The sequence below is a fragment of the Streptomyces sp. NPDC050617 genome (genome assembly GCF_040654795.1).
Lineage (GTDB): Bacteria > Actinomycetota > Actinomycetes > Streptomycetales > Streptomycetaceae > Streptomyces.
The window spans coordinates 56,881-79,027 of the sequence record NZ_JBFAIS010000002.1; the positions used below are offsets into that span (position 1 = coordinate 56,881).

Below are 22,147 nucleotides of genomic sequence, written 5' to 3' on the forward strand. Positions count from 1 at the left end.
GGTCAGCCCGCTCTCCCCGGACCGGCCGCCCCCGCGCGGGCGTCCTAGGCTCGGGCCTCGTGAACGCGTACGTGATGGTCGCCGAGGACGACGAGAAACAGGCCGAGCTGGCCCGCCGCTACCTGGAGCGCGAGGGCCACACCGTGGTCGTCGTACGCGACGGGCGCGAGGCGCTCGACCACCTCCACCGGGCCGCGCCCGACCTGCTCGTGCTCGACGTGATGATGCCGCGCCTCGACGGCCTCGACGTCGTACGCTCCCTGCGCGCCGAAGGACACGAACTGCCCGTCCTGATGCTCACCGCGCGCTCCACCGAGGACGACCTGCTGCTCGGCCTCGACCTGGGCGCCGACGACTACCTCACCAAGCCCTACAGCCCGCGCGAACTCGTCGCCCGGGTCCGTACCCTGCTGCGCCGCGCCGCGCGCACCGCCCCCGGCCGCGCCCCCGCGCCCGACCCGGTGCTGCGTGTCGGCGCCCTCACCGTGGACCCGGACCGCCACCTGGTCACCGTCGACGGCGCCGAAGTCGTCTGCACACCGGGCGAGTTCCGCATCCTCGCCGCGCTCGCCGCGCAGCCCGGCCGGGTCTTCAGCCGCCAGCTGCTCCTGGCGGAACTGCACGGCTTCGACCGCTTCATATCGGCGCGCACCGTCGACGTCCACATCCTGAACCTGCGCAAGAAGATCGAGGCCGACCCGCGCGCGCCCGCCCGGCTGCTCACCGTCTACGGCGTCGGCTACAAACTCACCGCGGGCGCCGTCCGTGGGTAGCCGCCAGGGCACGCGGCGCGACCGGCTGCCACTGCGCCGGTCGCTCCTCGGCCGCCTGCTGTTCGTCTCCGCGCTCGTCGCGCTCTGCTCCGTCGCCGCCACCGCCTGGCTCGCCGTGCAGACGACGTCCGGCGCGATCAAGCAGCAGCAGGGCCGGCTCCTCGCCGACGACACCAAGATCCTCGACTCCCTGACCGGGTACGCGGCCACGCACACCTCCTGGCACGGCGTCGCCGGGACCCTGCGCGACCTCGCGCGCCGCACCGACCGACGGATCGCCCTCACCGCCGAGGACGGCGCGCCGATCGCGGACAGCGCCCCGTCGGCCGGGGAGCTGCCGCGCCGGGCCTCGGCGCTCGTCGATCCGCTGGCCGGCACCGGCGACACCCCCATCGACCCGCGCGCCGTCGGCCCCTTCCGGCTCCCGGCCGCCGAACGGCCCCCGCTCAAGGCGCTGGCCGAACGCCGCGCCAAGTGCCTGAACGACCGCGGCGTCGACGCCGCCGTGGCCCTCACACCGAGCGGCCGGGCCGTCGTCCGCACCATCGGGGACCCGGCGGACAGCCGCACCCGCGACTGCCTGCCCGAGCCGCTGAACGCCCCGACGCCGACCGAGGCCAAGGCCCTCAAGACCCTCGACCACCTGCTCGCCGACTGCCTGGGCACCGGGCCCGGCACGAGCGTGCACGTCAACCCGGACTTCACCTGGCGCGTGCCGCGCCTGCCGCGCGCGGCGGGCGCCGACCTGGAGGCGCGCGTCCCGGCCTGCCTGACCAAGGCCCGGCAGCAGCAGCTACGGGCGTACGTCGCCCCGCCCGCCCGGCTCATCCTCGCCTCGCCCCGGTCGGAGGGAACCGCCGCGCAGGGCTTCACCCTCTCTCCGGGCAACACCGCGCGGATCGCGGGCGTCGCCGCCCTCGTCCTCGCGCTCACCGTCGGCGCCTCCGTGCTCGCCGCGACCCGGCTGGTACGGCCCCTGCGCGCGCTCACCGGCGCCGTTCAGCGGATGCGCGACGGGGACGACGACGCGCGGGCCGCAGTGCGGATACGCGGCGACGACGAGATCGGGCGGCTCGCCGCCGCCTTCGACGAGATGTCCGAGCAACGCGCCCGCCTCGCCGAACAGCGCCGCGCGATGGTCGGGGACGTCGCCCACGAACTGCGCACCCCGCTGTCCAACATCCGCGGCTGGCTGGAGGCCGCGCAGGACGGGGTGGCCGCGCCCGACGACGAATTCATCGCCTCCCTGCACGAGGAGGCCGTCCTGCTCCAGCACGTCATCGACGACCTCCAGGACCTGGCCGCCGCCGACGCCGGGGAACTGCGCGTGCACCCCGAACCGGTCGGGACGGCCGAACTCCTCGGCCAGGTCGCCGCCGCCCACCGGGCGCGCGCGGAGGCCGCGGGCGTCACCGTCACCACGGACGTGCCGCCCGATCACCGCCTCACCGCCGACCCGGTCCGGCTGCGCCAGGCCGTCGGCAACCTGGTGTCCAACGCGGTACGGCACACCCCGCCGGGCGGTTCCGTACGCGTCACCTGCCGCCCCGGCCCCGCCGGGGACACCGTCATCGAGGTCGCCGACTCCGGCACGGGCATCCCCGCCGACGACCTGCCGCACGTCTTCGACCGCTTCTGGCGCGCGGAGAAGTCCCGCTCCCGCCGCACCGGAGGCAGCGGCCTCGGCCTCCCCATCGTTCGCAAACTCGCGGAAGCGCACGGCGGCACGGTGGACGTCCGCAGCACCGTGGGCCGGGGGTCCGTCTTCACGTTGCGGCTGCCGCAGGAGCCCCTGGGCGAGGACGGGGAGACCGTCGGAAGCGGTGCGCGAGGCGGGCGGCCCTAGCCGGTGCCCCCAGAAGGCCCCCATGACCGACGCGCGCCCCGCCGGAGCCCGTTCCGGGGCGCTGCTCGCCCCCGCCGCACACGTCCGCGCCCACGCCGACGGGGAGAGCCGCCGGGGCGCCGGACGCGGGCTCGTCGTCCGGCACACCCTCGCGTCGCCGATCGCCGGAGAGGACCGCGTCAGCGGTAGGCCGTGCGCACGGTCGTAGCCGAGGCCGTGGTTGTCCATGGCGTACGGGGCGGCCAGTACCCGCCCGAAGTCGGCGACGAGCAGCCCGGACAGCGCTCCTCGGTCCGGCGTCGTCCCTGACCCCGTCCGGCCGAGGGCCGTACGTAGACCGTCCTGGTCCGGGTGAAGAACTCGCGTGCCGCGCGATCCTGTTCCTTGGGGCCGTACGCGCTCCGCTTCGCACCGCCGAACGGAACGTGCGGATCGGCCCCTGCCGTCTCGGAGTTGATGTGGAGCACGCCCACGTCCACCTGCTCCGCGGCCACCGCCACGGACCGCAGATCGTCGGTGAAGACGGACGCGGAGAGCCCGAACTCGCTGTCGTCGGTCGCTACGGCCGGAGCACCCGCATCTTCGGGTCACGCACTCCGTCATCAAGCCGGAACAAGCCAACCTGACGCGCTTACATATACGCGTTCACCCTCGAAACGCCCACTTGTGCAGACGCGTCACACTTGGGCGTTCCGGTTCCGCTCCGCCCCGTCTCCCGCTGCGCTGCATGATCTTCGTCCGCTCAGCGATCGCTCCGCTTACCGAGGTCGGGCGAGGGCAACACCAAGGTGAGGCGTTATGTCGGCTTGCGATCACATTCAGCCCCTCCAGTCGAAGATCTTGTGAACTTTTGTTGCTTCTGTGAAACATGTAGTCAGAAGGTAACGGCACATCGGAACAGGTGAAGCGTCCTGACGTCCGTGCCCGACCTCAGTCCCGCAGTAGGGACGTCGTCGCGCCTTCAGGCTTGGTGTGCACCTCGCAGGCTGAGCATCCAGAGTGCCTCGTAAGAGGCAAGGAGGGGATGAAGATGAAGCGGACAGTGGCCAAGAGAGCCGCCGGATTCGTTATCGCGGGAGCGGCGCTGCTGGGGGCTTCGCCGGCGTTCGCGTCAGATATGGGCGCCTACTCTCCCGGCAACAAGGCCTACACCTACTCGTACGGGACCAACACCAAGGTCGCTCAGAACCAGAAGGCCAACGGCAGGTCCCACGCGGACTACAAGCGCGCCGCCGGCGGCGGCGACACGTATCACCTGTGGAACGCGAGCGGCCCGGGTACGACCCAGTACAGCGGCGTGGGAAGCACCGTCACCCAGCTCCGGTCCTGCAACTGGGTTCCGGACAACGATGACAAGTGCGGCAGCTGGGCCTACCGGCAGTAGAGCGTCATCTGGCGGCTTGAAATCCCTGCCGCCGGATTGATTCAACTGAGAATCAGAACGGTGGAGGGGCGGTGGCGCAGCTGCCGCCCCTCCACTCACGTTTCGGGCCGGATGAACAAGCGGGGAAGGTGCGGTGGGCCAGGGGATGAGCAAGATGTCAGGGGACAGACCGGCGTTGGCGATTCATGGCCTCGGATATGAGGTCGCTGACCGGGTGCTGTTGGAGGGTGTGAACCTTCAGGTTTCTGCCGGCGAGTCCGTGGCTGTAGTGGGGCCGAGCGGTAGCGGCAAGAGCACCCTGCTCAGTTGCGCTTTGGGGCTCATTCGCCCGTCCGCCGGGTCGGTGGAAGTGGCCGGCGCCAATCTGTCCCGAATGAGGCAACGGCGGCTGGAGCGGCATCGGAGCAGTCACATCGGAGTGGTTTTCCAGTTCGGGGAACTACTGCCGGAGCTGACCCCTGTAGAGAACGTCGCATTGGCGGCACTGCTTGCCGGGACCGACGCACAGCAAGCTTACGCACGCTCCGAAGCTTTGCTGGAGGAACTTGGAGTGCCGTATCAGGGGGTACCGACCGGGCGCCTTTCCGGCGGCGAACGCCAGCGCGCAGCCGTCGCACGAGCGCTGGTCAATGAGCCGACCGTGCTCCTGGCCGACGAGCCGACTGGGGCGCTCGACTCGGTTACCCGGGACAGCGTTACGGGACTGCTCTTCTCTGTACCGAAGCGCTGGGGGTGCGCGCTGGTAGTCGTCACACATGACGCGATGGTCGCTGATCGGGCAGATCAGTGCTGGGAGCTCGTGGGCGCCACACTCGTGCAGCGCGGCGTGGGGGCTCAGGCATGAGCAGAGCCAGCCTTCGGCGACAGCTTTGGCGAATGGGCCGGGCGTCGGCTCGGCGAGTCGGCGGCGGTCAAATTCGCACGGTGGCGTTACTTTTGGCGGCAGCGGCCCTGGCTCTGGGCCTTTCATCCGTTGCAGCGGTCTACGCTGCCTACGACGGCATCCACTCGCGGTCGGAGGCCCGGGGCCTTCAGTACCAGGAGGCATTCCCCGGCCGTAAACCGGTTGCCTTGGCCATCAATGGCTTCGACGTAGTAGACGACCTTCAGCACAGCGTCGTCTACCTCCGTCCGCTGTCGAACAAGGCGCCGTTGCCTCCGGGGATCGACCGTTGGCCCGCTCCGGGCGAGGCTGTGCTATCGCCTGCGTTGTTACGCACTCTCAAGGCCGAGGGGGCGGCGGACCGTTTCGGCCGAGTGGTCGGCTCGATCCGCGATGAGGGGCTGGCCAGTCCAGGGGAGCGCTACGCCTACGTCAACCCTCGCGACGGGCAACTGAACAAGAAGTCGGCGCTGCCGGTTGTCGGCTTCGGCGGACCGAAGTCGGCTCCCTCCGGTGATCTGCTGTTCATCAAGGACCGCGGACGCCTCCTTCCCGCGCTATATCTGATCTTGCTACCGGCCGGCGTACTATCCCTGGTTGCCGTGCGGATGGGGTCGACCGGCAGGGACAAACGCACGGCCTTGGTCAGTGCTCTCGGCGGCGGCTGGGGCGCCCGAGCATGGCTGAACATCGGCGAATCGGCAATTCCGGCATGCGCTGGTGCAGTTCTAGGAACGCTCCCTGGTCTCCTGGTGGCGTTCACCGGGAATGTCCGACTTCCTTGGATCGACTACTGGATTTCCTCGGCGGACCTGCAACGCTGGTGGTGGGCGCTGGTGCTCGCCGGAGTCACGGCAGCCGTTGCCCTCCTGTTGCTCGTATGCCTGCTGCACCGCACAGGCAGAGGGCGGAAGACGAGATCCACCCGACTGGCTGCCCGCAGCAGTAAAGCCATCCGCTGGGCGGCCCTTGCCTCCCCATTGCTGGTATTCGCGACCGTTTGGGGCCCGGCTCAACTGGATCCCGCTCAGCATTCCGACCTCAGGATGAAGCTCTACAACACAGGTGTGGTCGCAGTGCTGGTAACGCTGCCGTGCGCCGTAGCCGTCGCCACAGCCGCCATTGGGGGGCGACTCGCACAGTCGACAAGGCGCACAGGCAGTGTCGGAACACTCGTTGCAGGCCGGCACGCTGCGGCGCACCCAGGCGTCACAGCTCGCCTGGTCGCGGGTGTAGGGATAGCCATGGTGGTAGTGAGCCAATTACAGCTGACCTCACTGCAGTTCGGCGAGACCGCCCGGGCCGCCCAGGCCACGGCGAATCGAGTCGGCACCACCGTGCTGATATTGGATACGCGTCCGGACCGGTTGACTCGGAATCAGGTGTCGACCGTGCTCGACCGCCTTCCCCCGATCGCCGTAACGCTTTCCTTGCAGCAACCGAGAGACCCGCGCTCCAACGATCCAGTCCTGCTGCAAGGCCCGTGTCACGCCTTGCAGGCGGTCAAACTGCCTTGTGCCTCGGGCACCACCAGAGCGACGTCGAACGGCGCAGACAAGCGGATAGCAGAAGCCGTTCGCTGGACCAGCCCCGTCGCAGGCCGCTTCGACGTACGGCAGGGTGCGGTGCTCTCGGACAAGACGGCCGGCAAGGAGGGCACTTTCCTTCTGCTTTCCGCTGACGGCAAGAGCTTGCCCGTAGACCAAATCAAGCAATTGCTTCGGAACGAGTTGCCGGCTGCTACAGCCAGCGTCGACCCGCCCGGGGCAAGCTGGCTCGTCGGCGCCAACCTCTCCGCAGCTCACGGCAGATGGGTGATCTTCCTCGGCGTTCCGGGTGTACTGATCCTCGCTGTGGCTGTCGCACTCGCCAATCTCGCCGAGTTTCTCCGGTTCAGCCGTATGGTTGCACCGCTGAGTGTGCTCACCGGGAAACGGAAGATCTACTACTCGACAGCGGCCTGGGGGTTGCTCGCCCCATTGATGGCAGCGATCGTCACCAGCGTCATCGCCGCAGTATGGCTGGCAGTACCACAGGAGAAGCCAGCTGATGGAATTGAACTGTCCAGCGGCATGCTCACCGGCACCGCGGCAGCTCTGGGTATTCTAGCCATTCTCACGTGGTGGTGGGGGTCCCGCGCGGCAATTCGCCAGTCAATCCAGTGGCAGCCTCACGGCGAATAGGGAAGTCGCCCGCCTATCAGCAGTACACAGAGGGTACCTGGCGGAGCACCAATGCATGACAGTGAGGTACGGGGCTCAAAGCTCGCTGCCTGGCCACGGAAGGTCATCAGGACAGCGTCGGCGCCGGACGGTTCCCGATCACGGGCCCGCGCCGCCGGCGCCGTCGCGGCGTGGATGGGTGCACGCAGGTTGACAGGTGCCGAGCAAGTTCCTGGACGCTACGCCCGGCCCTCGGCGGCGTTCTGGACGAGCGCGTAGAGGTCCGCAGGGACACACGTGTAGACGCGTGCGTATGGGATTGAGCTTTACAGCCATGTTCCAGCTCCGCGGAGCGGAATTGACTGTGGTCATGACTCAGAACGCGGAGAAGACACTCGTCATCGGCGGTACCGGCAAGACCGGGCGGCGGGTCGCGGAGCGGCTTGTCGCCCGGGGGCGGGGTGTGCGGGTCGGCAGCCGGAAGGCGGAGCGGCCCTTTGTGTGGGAGGACAAGTCCTCTTGGAACGGCGCGCTTGACGGGGTGCGGAGCGTCTACGTGACGTACTTTCCGGATCTCGGCTTCCCAGGGGCGGCCGAGGTCGTCGGGGAGTTCTCGCGGTTCGCGGTGGAGCGGGGGGCGCGTCGGTTGGTCCTGCTTTCCGGGCGGGGTGAGGAAGGGGCTCGGGCGAGTGAGGAGAAGCTGAAGGAATCCGGGGCGGACTGGACGGTCGTACGAGCCGGGTGGTTCAACCAGAACTTCGACGACGGCTTCTTTCTGGAACAGGTGCTCGCCGGCGAACTCGCGCTGCCGGCCGGGGAAGCCGTCGAACCGTTTGTGGACGCCGATGACATCGCCGACGTCGTGGTGGCCGCGCTCACCGATACCGGGCGGCACATCGGCAGGACGTATGAGTTGTCCGGGCCGCGGCTGCTGAGTTTCCGTGATGTGGCCGCCGAACTGTCGAAGGCCAGTGGACGGCGGATCGATTACGTTCCCTTGGCGCTCGACGAGTACCGCGCGGCGCTGAAGGAGAACGGGGCGCCGGTCGAGTTCGCCGACCTGTTCCGTCTGATTACCGACGGCCGTAACGCTCATCTCGCGCACGGCGTCGAGGAGGTTCTGGGCCGCCCGCCCCGCGACTTCTCCGATTACGCGCGCGAGGCGGCGGCTGCCGGGGCCTGGGCCTGGACCTCGACCTCGACCTCGACCGCGGAGTCGGCCTCGGCCTCGGCCTGCTCCTGAGATTCGCTGCTTACTGTGTGGGTTTCCTGTCTAGGGTGACTTCGTGGACACAATGGCCGGCCTGCTCGACGGCCCCAAAGCCCGTGGCGCGTTCATGATGAAGACGGTTCTCAATCCGCCGTGGTCCGTGCGGATCGAGGACCGTGCTCCGGTCTCCTTGGTGACCATGGTGCACGGCGACGCGTGGGTGGCCCCGGATCACGCCCGGCCGTACCTGCTGCGCCCCGGCGATGTCGCGCTGCTTCGAGGGCCCGACGCGTACACGATTTCCGATCGGGCGGGGACGCCCGTACAGATCCTCGTCGGGCCTGATCAGCGGTGCAGCACCGTGGCGGATGGCAAGGACATCACGGAGAGCACGGCTCTCGGCGTGCGTACCTGGGGAGAGGCGGGGCGGGCGGGGGCGGCGGTGATGCTCAGTGGGACGTATCAGGCGCCCGGCGAAATCGGGCGGCGGTTGCTGGCGGCCCTGCCGGTGCTGCTCGTACGGCCGGCTGGGGCTGGGGCCGGGGCCGGCGCCGGGGACAATCCGCTGGTGCGGATGCTCGCCGACGAGATCGGCAAGGACGAAGTCGGGCAGGGGGTGGTGCTCGACCGGCTGCTGGACCTCCTGCTCGTCGATGTGCTCCGCGCCTGGCTCGCCGCGCCGGGGGCAGGGGCGCCGGGGTGGTGTGGTGCGCAGGCCGACCCCGTGGTGGGGCCGGCGCTGCGGCTGCTGCATGAACAGCCCGCGGCTGCTTGGACAGTCGCCTCGCTCGCGGGGTCGGTCGGCGTGTCGCGTGCCGGACTGGCGCGGCGATTCCGTCAGGTGGTCGGCGAGCCGCCTATGGCTTATCTCGCCGGCTGGCGTGTTTCCCTTGCCGCGGATTTGCTGCGCGAGCCGGATACGACGGTGGAGACGGCGGCCCGGCGGGTCGGCTACAGCGGTGCCTTCGCGCTCAGTGCGGCCTTCAAGCGGATTCGAGGGGTGAGCCCGCAGCGCTTTCGGAAGGGGGGCGGGGAGGGTTCTGGGGGTGAGCCCGTAGCGGACTCGGGAGAGGGCGAGACCGTGGTTCTTGGTGGGTGATCGGGGTTTGTTGTGGGTTGTTTCGGCTTCTGCGGTGTTCAGGCCGGGCTCGGTTCGCTGGGTGCGGGTGGGTTTGTGGCTGGGGTCAGAGAGGCTCGCTACGCATAGCGCTGGCCGCTGCCGCGAAGTGGTCGTGATGGGGGCTTCGGGTGCGGATGCGGGTGGCCTCGGGCCTGTGATTCACGGGATCAGCGGCGGTGGAGCGGGGGTTAGTTCGCTATGTGCTGCCCGGTGCGGGGGTTGGGGTCAGAAGCTGTATCTCAACCGGACGTGGTCGTTTGGTTTTGGCTGGTCAGGCGTGGTTTCGGTCGGGGTGAGGGAGAGTTTCGGCGTTCTGTTCCGTTTGATCGGTGAGGGGTGTGCGGTGGCGTCGATGCTGGGGTTGCTGGAGGCGCGGGAAGTGGCTGCCCGCGTGCGGGTAGAGGATCTGCGGGAGGCGGCGGCCCGGGCGGCCGCGGTGCTGGAGGCGGCCGAGATCGAGCTGGACCGCCGGGTGATCGCGCGGGAGGAACTCGTCGAGGCCCTGGCCGTGTCCGCTGCCGAGACCACCGCCGTGACCGAGCTGGAGGCGGATACGGATGCGGAAACGGATGCGGATTCGGTGCCGGCTTCCGTGCCGTTGCCCGGAGCGGCGGTGCCGTCCTGGCGGGAGGGACTGCCCGTGACGGCTCTCGCGCCGGACTATCAGCGGATCCTGGGCATGCTGGCGGACCGGCTGGGCCAGGAGGCGGTGCGGGCCAGGGAGATCGCGGTGGTGCTGGGGCTGGAACCGACGCCGGCGAAGGTGGAGGGCGTGCGGGCGAAGGCAAGGCGGCTGGCGGAGCGCGGGTGGCTCGTCCAGGAGGCGTCGGGGAGGTTCAGTGCCGGCCGTGGGCGCGTGGCCGGGCCAGGCGACGGCTCATCCGCGTGATCACCGACCACTGGACCATCGCCTCGCTGGTGCCGGTCAGGGTTTCGTAGTCGCGGGCCAGACGGCGCGAATGCATCAGCCACGCGAACGTGCGCTCCACCACCCAACGGCGGGGCAGCACCACGAACCCTTCCATGGCGTCGGTGCGCTTGACGGCCTGAAGGGTGAGGGCGAGTTTGTGGCGGCACCAGCCGACGAGGACGCCGGTGTAGCCGCCGTCGGCCCAGACCAGGGTGATGTCCCGGTGCAGCGACCGCAGCCGCCGCAGCAGGGGCACGGCCGCGTCCCGGTCGCCCATGTTCGCGGCCGTCACCGCGATGACCAGCAGCAGACCGAGCGTGTCGGTCACCATGTGCCTCTTTCGGCCCGGCACTTTCTTCCCGCCGTCATACCCGCTGGAGGCTGAGGGCACTGAGGCGGCGGCCCGCACCGACTGCGCATCGATGATCCCCGCCGAAGGCTCCGTCTCCCGGCCCTCGCGCTCACGGACCTTCCCGCGCAGCCGGTCATGGAACTCCGCGACCAGCCCGTGCTCCCGCCACCGGCGGAAGAAGGCATAGACCCGGCCCCAGGCGGGAAAGTCCGCGGGCATCGCCCGCCAGGAAATCCCGCCCGCGACCAGGTAACGGATCGCGTCCAGCATCGAGCGGTGACAATAGCCCTCCGGCTGCCCGCCCCTGCCCTCCATCCAGGCCGGTACCGGCAGCAACGGGCGCACCACCGCCCACTCCGCGTCCGTCATGTCCGAGGGATACCGACGCACCCGACCCGGACGGTCAGCCGCGTTCCCGTACACGTGCGCGAGACAATCACACGATCGGGCAGCCGAGTTGAACGATGCAGGCACAAGCGCATAGAACTGCGGCAACAGGGTCTCCTGGGCAGATCGGCAGGCTTCAACACCCCCGAACTACCAAGAGACCCTGTCCTCATGCACCGACCTCCCACAAATAACACGAACCAGACCCCCGTTCGATCCGCAAGCTCGATGAACGATATGAATACGGCTTCTCAGGGACGGCTGCCGCGTGGGGCGGCATTGCGCTCGGTTGGGTGCGGGCATCGTCTCGGACCCTGCGGGTCCAGAGCGCCAGCAGCGGCAGGGAAGGGGGCGGCCGGGCTCGGTTCACTGCCTGCGGCGGGGGTCGGGGCTGAGGTGAGAGAGGCTCGCTGCGCATAGCGCTGGCCGCTGCCGCGAAGCGGCCGCGGTGAGTTGGCGGAGTGCAGGGGCGGGGGTGGCACGGGTCTGTGATCCACGGGATCAGCGGCGGTGGGGTTCGGGTCGGTTCGCTATGTGCTGCCCGGTGTGGGTTGAGGTCACGGGCGGCTGCCGCGTGGGACGGCATGGCGCTCGGGCGAGTGCGGGCATCGTCTCGGACCCTGCGGGTCCAGAGCGCCAGCAGCGGCAGGGAAGGGGGCGGCCGGGCTCGGTTCGCTGCCTGCGGGTGCGTTCGCCGCTGGGGTCAGGGAGGCTCGCTGCGCATAGCGCTGGCCGCTGCCGCGAAGCAGTTGCGGTGGGGACTTCGAGTGCGGGCTGGGGGTGGGCTCGGGCCCGTGATCACAAGCAGGGCAGCGGGGCGCGGTGCGCTGCGCGTGGGGCAGGGCTGGGGCCCGGGGGTACTTTCCACCCTCCGGACGGGGCCTTGAGGTGGGGAAACCCTCACCTGGCGGTCAGCGTGACCGATATGCCCAGCCTGTGAAGTTGACGGGGCAACGGGGTAGGGTTACCGCCCACTTCGGTGTCCGGTAAAGCACTTTTGTCGGGCGGTAACTCCACCCTACCTGCGAGTACCCCTGCGGAACGCGGCGCAGCTTCTTGCAGCCCGGCCTCGGGCCCGGCGACGGACACCGAACGGCCCCCAGGCCCCCTCCCCGCCGCTCTTGGATCACGGCACCGCAGCCACCCCCGCCCCCGCACCCCACCAACTCACTACAACCACTTCGCGGCAGCGGCCAGCGGCGGGGTGAGAGAAGGCTCGCTTCGCTCTGCCGCTGGCGGGCTGTTACTCATAGGTAGGGTGGAGTTGCCGCCCGGCAAAAGCGCCATACCGGCCCCGGAACCGGGCGGTAGGCGCACTCTGTTGAACGGCGGGCCTGGCGTATCGGGCATACGGGGCGCGCTGGCTGTCAGAGCGGCGTTCCCCCGGCCTCGGGCAGCTCTTCTACGGGCGGGAACCCTCCCCGGCCAGTACTCCCGAGTGCAGCACCGCCGCCCGCTGCCGCCTGCCGTTGGATCACAGGCCCGAGCCCCACCCCGCCCGCACTCGAAGCTCCCACCACGACCACTTCGCGGCAGCGGCCAGCCGCTATGCGCAGCGAGCCTCTCTAACCCCAGCCACGACCCCCGCCGCAGGCAGAGAACCGGCCCCAGGCCACCCCCCTCCCCTGCCGCTGCTGGCGCTCTGGACCCGCAGGGTCCGAGACGATGTCCGCACTCGACCGGGCGCAATGCCGCCCCACGCGGCAGCCATCCGTGACCCCAACCCCACACCGGCCGTCAGGTAGCCAACCAACTCCCGCGCCACAGCCGCTGGTCCCGTAGATCACAGGCCCGCGCCGCTCCCGCCCCCGCGCTCGACGACACCACCGCAACCACTTCGCGGCAGCGGCCAGCGCTATGCGCAGCGAGCCTCCCTGACCCCGGCCACAAATCCACCCGCAGGCAGCGAACCGTCCCCAGGCCACCCCCTCCCCTGCCGCTGCCGGCGCTCTGGACCCGCAGGGTCCGAGACGATGCCCGCACTCGACCGAGCGCAATGCCGCCCCACGCGGCAGCCACGCTGGTGCCCCAACTCCGCACCGGGCAGCACATAGCGAACCGACCCGAACCCCACCGCCGCTGATCCCTTGAATCACAGGCCCGCGCCACTCCCGCCCCCGCGCTCGACGACACCACCGCAACCACCTCGCGGCAGCGGCCAGCCGCTATGCGTAGCGAGCCTCTCTAGCCTCAGCCGCGAACCCACCCGCAGGCAGTGAACCGGCCCCGGCCGCCCCCCTTCCCTGCCGCTGCCAGCGCCTTGGACCCGCAGGGTCCGAGACGAGAGCCGCACCCGACCCACCCCCAATGCCGCCCCACGCGGCAGCCGTCCCTGACCCCAACCCCCACACCGGCAGCACATGGCCACCCGGCCCCCGCCCCACCGCCGCTGATCCCTTGCATCACAGGCCCGCGCCATCCCCGCCCCCGCACTAGAAGCCCCCACCACAACCACCTCGCGGCAGCGGCCAGCCGCAAAGCGCAGCGAGCCTCCCTAACCCCCGCCCCGAACCCACCCACACCCAGCGAACCGAGCCCAGGCCACCCCCCTCCCTCACCCCGGGTGGAGAGATTTCTCCACCCGGACTTACGGCGGCTGCCGCATGTGATTGGAGGGGATGAAATCTAGTTTTGAGGGGTCGCTGACGGAGATTGATCGTGCTGGGAGGAAATGCTGTGAGTGGGCCCGTTGAGGTAGTTCTGATTATTGCCGCTGTGTGTTACGTGATGGTTCGCCGGATGATCGGGGAGCCTGCGGAAGCCAAGCGGATGTTGATTCTTCCGGCGGTGCTTTCGCTGGTCGGGGTGTCCAATCTTTCGGGAGGGCATCTTGACGCGGGCGCTGTCGTGTTTCTGGTGGCCACCGGCGGGCTCAGTGTTCTTCTCGGGGTGCTGCGCGGCGTGAGTATTCGGCTGTCCAATCGGGACGGGCTGGTGTTCATGCGCTATACCTGGGTGACCGTGGCTCTGTGGGTGCTGAACATCGTGGCGAAGATCGGGGCGAATCTTCTGCTGGGCGCCGTCGACCCGCATATGTCGGGGGTCACCAGTGACAGCCTGCTGCTGACCATCGGCATAGGCATGCTCGCCGAGGGGCTCATGGTGCTGGGGCGGGCCGTGCGTACCGACAGCCGTGTCGTCTGGACCGCCGGCAAGGACGGGCAGCCGCATACCTCGTCCGCCCTCATCGACAGCCTCCAGGAGCGTTTCGCCGGCGCCTCGGCCTCCGGCCGTCCCCGTGCCGAGCGCCCCTCTATGCTTGACGCGCTTCGGGATGCCGACTCCCGCCAAGACCGCCGTCACCGCTGAGGTCGGGAGCCCCCCTCATGTCGTCCACCGGATCCCAGTCCCCGGCCGGATCGGAGTCCCCGGCGGAACCCGAGACCTCCCGCTACAGCTCCGTCACCGGCGACGACCTCGCCCAGCCCTTCATCGCCGTCACCGCCACCGTCCTGACCGCGATGCAGCTGCCCCGCGCCCACCTCGTCGCCCCGTTCCTCGCCGTCCCGCTCTTCGTCGTCGTCGCGGCGTGCTCCTTCGCCGCGATCCTCTCCTGGTCCCGGCTGTCGCACCGCACGCAGATCGCGATCGCGGGCGGCTACGCCGTCCTGGCAGCCGTGCTCCTCCCCCTCGCGCACAACACCGTGGCCCCCTTCTTCGCCTACTCCGCCGCCGCCACCGCCGGCGCGAAGCTCGCCACCCGACGCGCCGCCGTCGGGGTCGCGGTGGCCGGGGCGGTCAGCGCTGCCACGACCGTCTGGATCGCCGAGCGGCTCTCCCCGTCGCCCGACTACTGGCCCTGGTGGCTGGCCCTCACCGTAGGGATGCCCGTCTATATGGGCATCTCGAAACGGGACCGGCGCGAGGCGCTCGCCAGCGCCCGGCGCGCCGCCGCCGAGGCGCAGCGGGCCACCGAGTCCGAGGCCCGTACGGCCGCGCTCATGGAGCGGGGGCGTATCGCCCGCGAGATCCACGACGTGCTCGGCCACTCCCTCTCCGGCATCGCGCTCCAGCTCGACATGGCCGACGCGCTCAGCCAGAAGGACCGCGGCGAGGAGGCGCTCGCGGCTGTGCGCCGGGCCAGGGCGCTGGCCGTCGACAGCATCGCCGAGACCCGGCACGCCGTGCACGCCCTGCGCGAGGACACCCTCCCCCTTCAGGAGACGCTGCGGCTCATGGCCGAGAGCGAGGAGGTCGCCTTCGACGTTCTCGGCGAACCCGCGCCCGTATCCGTCGAAACCGCGCAGACCGCCCTGCGCGTGGCGCAGGAGGCCCTGACCAACGCCATGAAGTACGCGCCCGGCGCCGCCCGCGCGATGACGCTCGAATTCACCGCCGATGCCGTCTCCCTGACCGTCGCCAACGGGCCCTCGCGCTCCCCCGGTCCGCGCCCCGGCGCCGAAGGCACCGGCATGGGGCTGGTCGGCATGCGCGAACGCGCCGCCCTCGTGGGCGGTACCCTCCGCGCCGGACCCGATCTCGACAACACCGCGCTCGGCAACGCCGCACTCGGCGACACCGCACCCGGCAACGCCGGGTCCGACAACATCGCACTCAAGGACACCGCACAGGGCGGCTGGACCGTAAAGCTGGAGGTGCCCAGGTGAGCAGCAGCATCAAGTTGGTGGTCGTCGACGACCAGACGGCCGTCCGTGAGGCACTGGCCGTCATGCTCGACCTCAACGACGACGTCGACGTCGTGGCGACGGCCACCAACGGCGAGGAAGCCGTCGCCGCCGTCGCCGAGCACCAGCCCGACGTCGTCCTCATGGACCTGAACATGCCGGTCATGGACGGCGTCGAGGCCACCGGGCGCATCCGCGCCGCCAACCCCCATTCGACCGTGGTCGTCCTGACCACCTTCGAGGACGACGAGTCGATCCTGGCCGCCCTCCAGGCCGGCGCCGGCGGCTATCTGACCAAGGACGCGGGCCGCGACACCATCCTTCAGTCCGTACGCAGCGCCAGCCACGGCCAGGCCGTGCTCGCGCCAGAGGTGCAGCGCCGGCTGCTCACCCTCGCCACCCGACGGCCCAAGCCCGCCGCCGAGCAGGCCGCCATGCTCACCGCGCGCGAGCGGGAGGTGCTGCGTCTGATCGGCGACGGGCTGCGCAACCCCGAGATCGCCGCGCGCCTCGTCATCAGCGAGGCCACCGTCAAGACGCACATCAACAACCTCTTCGCCAAGGCCGACCTGCACTCCCGCGCCGAAGCCGTGCGCTACGCGCTGAGCGTTCTGCCGCCGGAAGGGCCCGCGCCGCAAGGCTGACGCGCCCCACCCCGTCGGCGCCGCCCCGCCGCCGAGCCGATCGCCCTCCTGGCGGTGCGGCTCTCTTCGCATGCCCCGGGCCCTGCCCCCGGCCCCCCGCCCCACCCCCGGTGTACCTCGGGTGGAGACCCGTCTCCACCCGCAAGATACGGCGCTGACCCCACGACACCTCGCCCCCTCCCCCGTAATTTTGAGATTGCCGCCGGGAGCAATCGGAGCAGTCGGATCAGGAACATCGACGAAAACTCCCCCGGAATCCGCCGAGTGAGAGGAATACCCGTTCCCATGAACTACCTCCGCAATTTCGCCCCGTGGTTCGTCTATGCCGGCGTCTCTCTCATCGGATGGCAATGGGGCGCCCTCGCCGCTTTGATCTGCGCCGTATTTCTGCTGATTCAGGACCGCCGGGCCGGCGTGCAAGCCAATGCCCAGATTCTCGATTTCGGAACGATCGTCTTCGCACTGGGCATGACCGTCGTCGCGTTCGCCGACCCGCACTCCTCCCTCCACGACCACGACAGCGCGATCTCCTCGGCCTGGCTGGCGCTCATCGGCTGGGCGAGCCTGGCCCTGCGGAGCCCCTTCACGCAGGGGGTCGCCCGCCGCAGCGCCCCCAAGGAGGTCTGGAACTCCCCGCACTTCATTCGCATCAACACCGTCATCACCACGGTGTGGACGGTCAGCTTCACCCTCTCCGCCGCCGCCGAGTTCACCTGCTCCGCCCTCGGCGCCGGTGCCGCCCTCCAGCTCTGCTGCAAGGCCGCCGGGTTCGTCGTCCCCGCCGTCTTCACGGGCCGCTACGTCAAGAAGATCCGGGCCCGCGTCGCCGACAAGATGGCCGCCATGGAGACCGCCGCCCCCGCGCCCGCCGCGGAGGCCGGCCGGCCCGTCACCTACGCCCAGCTGTGACGAGCAGTCGGAAAGCCCCCTACGCGCCCCGCTACCCCCGCTGCCCCCGCTCCCCCCGGTGCCTCGCCGCCGGGGGTTCGGCCGCGCGTACGATCGCGGACTCCACCGCCGCGATGCGGTCGGCGAGCAGCCCCAGCGCCGCGAGGGTACGGACCCGCGGGTCCTCGTCGGAGCCGCCGAGGGCCTGCGTGCGGACGTACGAGGTCTTGATCTCCGTCCAGCGCGCGGCCTGCTCGGGTGTGAGGGTGCCGCGCAGTTCGGCGAGTTTCAGGAGGTTCGCCTCGGCGCCCGTGGTCAGGGTCTGGGCCTCGCCCGCGTAGTGGTCGTCGATGACGGCGGTCAGCTCGGCGTCGTTCATGACGGGCGCGATCCGCTCCACGATCTTGTTCATGTTGCGGTACGAGCCCTGGAGCTGGAACGGCGGCTCGGTGCGGCTGGCGTCCGTGCGGGCCGCCGACGCGATGTAGGCGGTGTTGACGGCGAGGACCGTGCGCCGGGCCGTGAGTAGGTGGCGCAGTACGGCCAGTACGCGGTCCAGTTCGGCCGGCGCGTACGGGTGGGACAGCCGGTCGGACCGTACCCCCGCCTCGCCCTGGGCCAGCCGGATCAGCAGGTCGAGGTCGGACCGCTCGCGGGCCGCGAGGGGGGCCAGGACCGGGTTGGAGGTCAGGGCGTTCTCGACGAAGCTGAGGGCGAAGACGTCGTCCTTGCCGGAGAGCACGTCGCCCAGGTTCCACACGTCGGCGCGGTTGGCGAGCATGTCGGGGATGCGGAAGAGCCCGCCGGACTCGGTGTACGGGTTGCCCGCCATGCACACCGCGAACCGCTTGCCGCGCAGGTCGTAGGTGCGCGTACGGCCGTTCCAGACGCCCTCGATACGGCGCTGGGCGTCGCACAGCGAGATGAACTTCTGGAGCAGTTCGGGCGAGGTGTGCTGGATGTCGTCCAGGTAGAGGAGGGTGTTGCTGCCCGCCTCCAGCGCGAAGTTGATCTTCTCGACCTCCTGCCGCGCGGTCGCGTCGGGCGCCTGCGCCGGGTCCAGCGAGGTGACGGAGTGCCCCAGGGCGGGGCCGTTGACCTTGACGAGGGCCAGGCCGAGGCGGTCGGCGACGTACTCCATGAGCGTCGTCTTGCCGTATCCCGGCGGGGAGATGAGCAGCAGCAGGCCGCTGTTGTCGGTGCGCTTCGCGTCGCCCGCCGCGCCGAGCTGCTTGGCGAGGTTCCCGCCGATCAGCGGCAGGTACACCTCGTCCAGGAGGCGGTTGCGGACGAAGGCGCTCATCACCTTGGGCCGGAACTCGTCCACCCGCAGCCGTGACCGCTCGGCCTCCACGAGCCGGTTGCGCCGCTGCTGGTACGCGCGGAAGCCCGGCACCCGCTCCTCGCGGAACACGCGGGTACGGGCGAGGAGTTCGTCCAGCCGGATGGTCATATGGCGGCCGGTGATCCTGGGGTGGGCGCCCAGCAGGCCCTCCACCCGCGTCGTGAGCCTCGCCTCGGAGTCGTAGCGCGCCGCGTCGGGGCACAGCTCGATGGCCACGGCCTCCGCCACGACGCCGGGGTCGGCCTCCTCGCCGCTCCCGGCCAGGTACGAGCCGAGCCACGCCGCCGCCAGGTGGCGGCGCGCGGCGAGCGGCATCCCGCCGAGGGCCGCCAGCTCCTCCTCGTACGCCGGGCCGTCGATCGCCCCGCGGAACTTCCCGATCAGCGACCGCGCCTCGGCTCCCGCCGCGAACCCTTCGGGTCCGGCCGCCAGCTCCTCGAAGAGGTATTCGGCGGCGAGCGGGCCGGAGGCGGGCGCCTCTCCGAACGCCTCTCCGAACGCCGCGAGCTGCGCCGCCAGTTCGTCCGTCAGGTCCGCGATCGCCGGGGCCAGCCCGAACGTCTCCCGCGCCCGCGCCAGCGACCGTACGCGCAACGCCCAGTGCTCGCGCGCCGCGCCGTCGAGGCCGTGCGTCCAGAAGACCTGGGCCGCGGCGCGGTCGGCCGCCGGGTAACGGAGCAGCCCCGCCTCCGCGTGCAGGGCGAGCAGCGCGCCGAGGATCGCGGTCGCGTCATGGTCGTGGACGCCGCGCTCGTACCCCTCGTCGTACGCGGCGTCGGCGGCGGTCCGCACCAGGGCGGCCAGCTCGTCGGGGCCCGCGTCGTACAGCGCGGCCGGGTCGTGGTCGGCGAGGATCTTCGCGGCGAGGTGCTCGGCGCGGTAGACGTCGGCGGACTCCGAGGGCAGCAGCTGGTCCCAGTACGGGCGGGTGTCCGCGAACTCGGGGTCGGTGACGGGCGCGCGGTAGTCGGTGCCGGTCAGCGCGAAGGCGAGGGTGTCGCCGTGCGGTACGAGCGTCAGGTCGAGTGCCTGGGTGTTGACGGCGAAGCGGTGGCGGCCCAGCCGGATCGCCTCGCCGCCGTCCAGATACAGGTCGGCGCGGTCGCGCAGGGCGCGCCCGGCCTCCTGGCGGGCGGCCTTCAGCCGGCCGTCGAGCTCGTCGGCCCGTACGCCGTCGCCGAGTTCGCGCAGTTCGTCGGCGGTGCGGCGGACCTTGGCGACCATGGGGTCGGACGCGAAGTAGGTGTTGACCGCGTCGAGGTCGGCGAGGGTCGCGGCGCGCCGCTGGATGGTCTCCAGGACCCGGTTCGCGGAGTCGGCGAGGCGTTCGGCGTGCCGGGCGCGGGCGTCCTGGAGGGTCTGCTTGCGGGAGGAGAACGCCTCGTAGACGTCGGTGCGCTTGGCGGACAGCTCGGTGAGGAAGTCGTCGGACTCCGCGAACCGCGCCTCCAGGTTCTCCAACTGGAGCAGCAGACGCGCCAGTTGCTCCTCGCACGCCTCGGGCGTGTCGGCGGCGGCGAGCGCGCCCGTGACGGCCTGCCCGAGCAGCGCGAACTCGGCGGCGAACTCGGCGCGCCCCTCGTGGTCGAGGAGTTCGCGGCGGCGCGCGGCGAGGGTGGCGCGGGCGCGGTTGACGCCGCCGAGCACCTCGGCGATCCGCTCCAGGATGGAGGTGCGTACGGTCGCGTCGCCGATGTCGAGGCCCGCGACGACCTCGGTGAGGATCTGGAGGCCCTCGGTCCGCTCGTCGAGGTGCTCGCCGACGGGGGCGGCCCCGGCGACGGTGGTGATGGCCTCGGCGTCGGCGGTCAGCCGCTCGACGTCCTCCTCGTACCCGGCGAACGCGTCGTCCCGCCGGAGGAAGTCCACGGCGCGCCGCGCGGTCGCGCCGATGTCGTCCGCCACCTCCGCCGCCAGCGCGTCGATCCGCTCGCCGTCCACGTACCGCAGCTCGCGCAGGGTCTCCAGGCGGCCCTGGGAGTGGCGGAGTTCGGTGAGCTGCGCGACCCAGGCGTCGGCGCTGCGCGGCGCCTCGCCGCGGACGCGCCGCACCAGCGAGGCGATGTCGGACGCGGCCTCGCCGAGCGCGTCGGCGGCCTGTCGGGTGAGGTTCTGTACGGTCTCGAACTCCGCCAGCACCTGTTCCGCGGTGCCCCGCACCAGCGCCAGGGGCTGCTGGAGGCCGCCGAGCGCGTCGTCCGCGAGCCAGTGGAAGCGGTCGGTGAGCCGGGAGCAGGCGTCGGTGATCGCCTCGAAGCCGGCGCGGGTGCCGGCGGGCTCGGCGGCGGTCCGGGCCACGGTCAGCAGCTCGGAGATGCCGCGCACCAGGTCGGCGTTGCCCACCCGCTCCAGCGGCCCGGTGCCCGCGGCCCCGGCGGCGTACGTCTCGGAGACGTACGGGCTCTGCCAGGTCTGCACGGCGTGCACGCGGGACGGCTCGTCGGCCCCGGCGCGCAGGGCGATGAGCGTGCCGTCGTCGAAGAGCGCGTAGCCCTGGCACAGCAGCGGGGTGGCGACCTCCTTGCGGATGAGGTTGTAGGACAGCAGCAGGGTGCGGCCGTCGGCGGGGTCGCGGAAGGCGTAGAGGACGTCCTCGCCGTTGGGCGAGGGGGTGGCGCCCGCGTAGCCGAGGCCGTCGGTGTCGAGGGCGTCGAAGGTGCGGGCGGCGCCGGTGGCGAGGCAGTAGCCGCCGGGGAAGATGACGCCCTGGTCGTCGGGGAGGCGCAGGCACGCCTGGCCGATGCCGTCGAGCCGCACGACGGTGCGGGTGGTGGCGTTGTAGACGAGGTGGCGCCGGACGCTCTCGTTGTACGGGCGTACGCGCAGCAGCACGAGCGGGCCGATGCGGGCGTGCTCGATGTCCGCGTCGGCCAGCGACTGGAGCGGCTCCTCGACGGGCTCGCTGTAGACGCCCGTACCGGACTCGGTGGTGTTCTCGGTCTTGACGGTGAGGGCGCCGCCGACGGTGGAGACGTAGATCCCGCCGCCGATCGCGACGTGCGGGTGGCGGCCGAGCACATGGTCGTCGCGGGTGGCGGCGGTCCACTCGATCTCCTGCGACGGCGGGTCGGTGTGGTCGCGCTCGCCGCGCGCGTCGAGGTAGCGGGGCGTGCCGTCGGCGGCGAGCTGCCAGCGCAGGACGCGCAGGTCGCCGTCGTTGGGGCCGGTGCGGAAGACGGCGAGGAGCTTGCCGTCGACGCGCCGCAGGCGGCGCAGGGCGGCGGCGCGGTAGTAGCGGTGCAGCTCGCCGAACTCGCGCTGGAAGGCGGAGTCGTGGAGCAGCTCGGGGAGGTCCTGCTCGTCGGCCTCTTCGAGGGCGACGCCCTCGCCGTCGTCCGCGCGGCGCAGGGTGTGCAGCGCGAAGACGTCCCCGACGGCGGTCTCGGTGCCCGCACTGTCCGGGGTGGTGTAGCCGAGGAGGAGGCGCCCGCCGACGGCGGCGACGTCGCGCGGCACGCACCGCTGCTCGGTGCGGATCTGCTCGGTGCCGAGGAGGCGCAGCTCGGTGGAGCCGAAGGTCTCCACGCGCCGCGCGTTCAGCGCCTCGGCGCCGCGGGCCAGCTCGGAGGCCTGGGCGGCGAGCCGGTCGCGCAGCACCTCGTACGTACCGGCGTCGAG

General features: G+C 71.0%; 15 protein-coding genes and 1 pseudogene. 13 read left to right on the forward strand and 3 right to left on the reverse strand.

Annotated elements, in window-relative coordinates:
• Nucleotides 1-74 precede the first annotated feature (74 nt).
• From AB0I49_RS02920 to AB0I49_RS02930, 3 genes are read left to right on the forward strand one after another with little or no spacing between them, the layout of a single operon-like run.
• Nucleotides 75-773 carry a response regulator transcription factor gene (locus AB0I49_RS02920; protein ID WP_363225427.1) on the forward strand — a complete coding sequence of 233 codons (699 nt, stop codon included), beginning with the start codon at nt 75-77 and terminating at the stop codon, nt 771-773.
• Nucleotides 766-2,619 (forward strand): HAMP domain-containing sensor histidine kinase, encoded by a 1,854-nt coding sequence (locus tag AB0I49_RS02925; protein ID WP_363225021.1) that lies wholly within the window; start codon nt 766-768, stop codon nt 2,617-2,619. Before AB0I49_RS02920 ends, AB0I49_RS02925 begins: the two co-directional genes overlap by 8 nt.
• Nucleotides 2,620-2,641: 22 nt before the next feature.
• Nucleotides 2,642-2,827, forward strand: a complete 186-nt coding sequence (locus AB0I49_RS02930) for a hypothetical protein (RefSeq protein WP_363225022.1) — start codon at nt 2,642-2,644, stop codon at nt 2,825-2,827.
• Here the strand turns inward: AB0I49_RS02930 and AB0I49_RS02935 are convergent.
• Nucleotides 2,799-3,161: pseudogene (locus AB0I49_RS02935) on the reverse strand (aldehyde dehydrogenase family protein); the annotation flags it as partial. The gene AB0I49_RS02930 and the pseudogene AB0I49_RS02935 overlap by 29 nt on opposite strands.
• 488 nt (nt 3,162-3,649) lie before the next feature.
• On the opposite strand from AB0I49_RS02935, the gene AB0I49_RS02940 reads away from it, so the two are divergent.
• From AB0I49_RS02940 to AB0I49_RS02965, 6 genes are all read left to right on the forward strand, one after another.
• Entirely contained in the window at nt 3,650-4,003 is a 354-nt protein-coding gene (locus AB0I49_RS02940) for a hypothetical protein (protein ID WP_363225024.1), read from the forward strand.
• A gap of 145 nt (nt 4,004-4,148) precedes the next feature.
• Nucleotides 4,149-4,847 (forward strand): ABC transporter ATP-binding protein, encoded by a 699-nt coding sequence (locus tag AB0I49_RS02945; RefSeq protein WP_363225025.1) that lies wholly within the window; start codon nt 4,149-4,151, stop codon nt 4,845-4,847.
• Nucleotides 4,848-5,074: 227 nt separating this feature from the next.
• Nucleotides 5,075-7,069, forward strand: coding sequence for a hypothetical protein (locus AB0I49_RS02950; protein ID WP_363225026.1), 1,995 nt, complete (start codon nt 5,075-5,077; stop codon nt 7,067-7,069).
• Between the two features lie 313 nt (nt 7,070-7,382).
• Nucleotides 7,383-8,291, forward strand: a complete 909-nt coding sequence (locus AB0I49_RS02955; RefSeq protein WP_363225027.1) for an NAD(P)H-binding protein — start codon at nt 7,383-7,385, stop codon at nt 8,289-8,291.
• Between the two features lie 43 nt (nt 8,292-8,334).
• Entirely contained in the window at nt 8,335-9,357 is a 1,023-nt protein-coding gene (locus tag AB0I49_RS02960) for an AraC family transcriptional regulator (protein WP_363225028.1), read from the forward strand.
• A gap of 373 nt (nt 9,358-9,730) precedes the next feature.
• Complete coding sequence (locus tag AB0I49_RS02965) at nt 9,731-10,267, forward strand: hypothetical protein (protein WP_363225428.1); 537 nt, start codon at nt 9,731-9,733, stop codon at nt 10,265-10,267.
• Here AB0I49_RS02965 and AB0I49_RS02970 read toward each other — a convergent pair.
• Nucleotides 10,215-11,009, reverse strand: coding sequence for an IS5 family transposase (locus AB0I49_RS02970; protein WP_363225029.1), 795 nt, complete (start codon nt 11,007-11,009; stop codon nt 10,215-10,217). The genes AB0I49_RS02965 and AB0I49_RS02970 overlap by 53 nt on opposite strands.
• Nucleotides 11,010-13,766: 2,757 nt before the next feature.
• On the opposite strand from AB0I49_RS02970, the gene AB0I49_RS02975 reads away from it, so the two are divergent.
• The 4 genes from AB0I49_RS02975 to AB0I49_RS02990 all read left to right on the forward strand — a co-directional run bounded on the left by AB0I49_RS02975 (nt 13,767) and on the right by AB0I49_RS02990 (nt 17,205).
• A complete protein-coding gene (locus AB0I49_RS02975; protein ID WP_363225030.1) occupies nt 13,767-14,336 on the forward strand; it encodes a DUF1453 domain-containing protein in 570 nt (189 codons plus the stop codon).
• Nucleotides 14,337-14,353: 17 nt separating this feature from the next.
• Nucleotides 14,354-15,634: a histidine kinase gene (locus tag AB0I49_RS02980; protein ID WP_363225031.1), complete on the forward strand. Its 1,281-nt coding sequence runs from the start codon at nt 14,354-14,356 to the stop codon at nt 15,632-15,634.
• Complete coding sequence (locus AB0I49_RS02985) at nt 15,631-16,296, forward strand: response regulator transcription factor (RefSeq protein ID WP_363225032.1); 666 nt, start codon at nt 15,631-15,633, stop codon at nt 16,294-16,296. The genes AB0I49_RS02980 and AB0I49_RS02985 overlap by 4 nt, the downstream gene beginning before the upstream one ends.
• Nucleotides 16,297-16,581: 285 nt before the next feature.
• On the forward strand, nt 16,582-17,205 hold the full coding sequence (locus AB0I49_RS02990; protein WP_363225033.1) for a hypothetical protein: 624 nt from the start codon (nt 16,582-16,584) through the stop codon (nt 17,203-17,205).
• Nucleotides 17,206-17,236: 31 nt separating this feature from the next.
• On the opposite strand, the gene AB0I49_RS02995 is transcribed toward AB0I49_RS02990, so the two are convergent.
• Nucleotides 17,237-22,126 carry a DNA repair ATPase gene (locus tag AB0I49_RS02995; RefSeq protein ID WP_363225429.1) on the reverse strand — a complete coding sequence of 1,630 codons (4,890 nt, stop codon included), beginning with the start codon at nt 22,124-22,126 and terminating at the stop codon, nt 17,237-17,239.
• Nucleotides 22,127-22,147: the final 21 nt, after the last annotated feature.

Coding starts and splice junctions, on each gene's coding strand:
- AB0I49_RS02920 (WP_363225427.1), top strand. CDS start 75: ATGGTCGCCGAGGACGACGAGAAACAGGCCGAGCTGGCCCGCCGCTAC.
- AB0I49_RS02930 (WP_363225022.1), top strand. CDS start 2,642: ATGACCGACGCGCGCCCCGCCGGAGCCCGTTCCGGGGCGCTGCTCGCC.
- AB0I49_RS02940 (WP_363225024.1), top strand. CDS start 3,650: ATGAAGCGGACAGTGGCCAAGAGAGCCGCCGGATTCGTTATCGCGGGA.
- AB0I49_RS02945 (WP_363225025.1), top strand. CDS start 4,149: ATGAGCAAGATGTCAGGGGACAGACCGGCGTTGGCGATTCATGGCCTC.
- AB0I49_RS02955 (WP_363225027.1), top strand. CDS start 7,383: ATGTTCCAGCTCCGCGGAGCGGAATTGACTGTGGTCATGACTCAGAAC.
- AB0I49_RS02965 (WP_363225428.1), top strand. CDS start 9,731: ATGCTGGGGTTGCTGGAGGCGCGGGAAGTGGCTGCCCGCGTGCGGGTA.
- AB0I49_RS02970 (WP_363225029.1), bottom strand. CDS start 11,009: ATGACGGACGCGGAGTGGGCGGTGGTGCGCCCGTTGCTGCCGGTACCG.
- AB0I49_RS02975 (WP_363225030.1), top strand. CDS start 13,767: ATGATCGGGGAGCCTGCGGAAGCCAAGCGGATGTTGATTCTTCCGGCG.
- AB0I49_RS02980 (WP_363225031.1), top strand. CDS start 14,354: ATGTCGTCCACCGGATCCCAGTCCCCGGCCGGATCGGAGTCCCCGGCG.
- AB0I49_RS02990 (WP_363225033.1), top strand. CDS start 16,582: ATGAACTACCTCCGCAATTTCGCCCCGTGGTTCGTCTATGCCGGCGTC.